The 1,330-nt window shown below is 43.9% G+C and carries 1 protein-coding gene; it reads left to right on the top strand.

Annotated elements, in window-relative coordinates:
- Positions 1-268: 268 nt before the first annotated feature.
- The gene (locus tag AB0B58_RS42300) at positions 269-1,216 is read left to right on the top strand and encodes an IS30 family transposase (protein ID WP_003130410.1); all 948 of its coding nucleotides are present in this window, start codon (positions 269-271) and stop codon (positions 1,214-1,216) included.
- Positions 1,217-1,330 lie beyond the last annotated feature (114 nt).

Genomic DNA, 1,330 nt, shown 5'->3' with positions numbered 1-1,330 from the left:
AGAAGAATGTCTTGGTGGTGCGATGATTGACGTAGCCTACAAAGCACAAAAAGTAATGCAATATCAATAAAATATTGACCTGTCAAAGTTTTGACAGGTTTTTTTGAACAAAAAAAGAAACGGTTTTCATAACTTGTCGATAATATTTCTGTACATAATAAAATACTTCGCAAATTGTAAAATGAAGTTAGCCACCTTGAGTCAAGCAAAAAACATCTGAATCTCTTATACTAGAAGTTCGACCAAATAGTATAAAAAGGAAATTCAGATGCAAGACTATTCTATCACAAGCCAGAGCAAAGGGAAACACCTGACCAATCAAGACCGTTTAAACATTGAACGTTGGCACAATAAAGAAGGACTGAGCAACCGTGAGATTGCGCGCTTATTGAATAAAGCTCATGGGACGATTGACAGAGAGATGAAGCGAGGGGAAATCCAGCTCAAGCGGAAGGTAAAATACTCTGCTAAAAAGGCTCAAGAAAATTATGAAGGATTGAGGGCTCACAGTGTTCGTCCGAGTAAACTCACGACTGAGATTGATTGTTATGTGAGTACACGTCTTAAAGAAGACAAGGACTCTTTGGAAGTCATTCATCAGGCTCTAAAAGGAGTTTCTCTGAGCAGCCTCTACAATTGGGTCAACTGGGGCTGGTTAGAAGCCAAGCGTCATCATCTTTTCTATCCGCAGTATAAGGCGGCAAAGAAAATCAAACCTCGTGCGCCAAAGCATCCTTTTGGTAAGTCTATTGAAGAACGGCCTGAGTTCATTAACAATCGCTTAGAAGTGGGGCATTACGAGATTGACACGGTCATTCTTACGAGAGCTAAGAACAAGGTGCTTTTGACGCTCACAGAGCGAAAATACCGCACGGAGATCATTCGCTTGATTGATGGGAAAACAGCACAGGCGGTCAATGATGAGCTGGTGGAACTTCAAAAAAGTTATGACTTCAAATCCATTACCCCTGACAATGGCCATGAATTTGCAAGGCTCTCTGAGGTCGTAAGCTGTCCAGTTTACTATGCACACGCCTACGCGAGCTTTGAGCGAGGGACGAATGAAAACCATAACCGAATGATTCGTAGGCATCTGCCAAAAGGCACAACAAAGACGACCCCTGAAGAAGTCGCCGCTATCGAGTATTGGATGAACCATTATCCAAGAAAAATGTTCAACTATAAGAGTTCATATGAGATGAGCTTGGCTGGCTAACTTGGACTTGCAATTTGCGCCGCCGTCGCCACCGAAGCCGCCGCGGCCGCCCCGTTCAAGGTCCTGGCGTTCTACAACGGGACCTGGGACGCCGCACACATCGACTTCGACTCC

Origin of the sequence: Actinoplanes sp. NPDC049118 (genome assembly GCF_040648555.1) — a bacterium.
Classification (GTDB): Bacteria; Actinomycetota; Actinomycetes; order Mycobacteriales; family Micromonosporaceae; genus Actinoplanes.
The sequence above is the reverse complement of the archived record's forward strand: the minus strand, read 5'-3'. Positions and strand labels throughout refer to the sequence as shown.

Coding starts and splice junctions, on each gene's coding strand:
- AB0B58_RS42300 (WP_003130410.1), top strand. CDS start 269: ATGCAAGACTATTCTATCACAAGCCAGAGCAAAGGGAAACACCTGACC.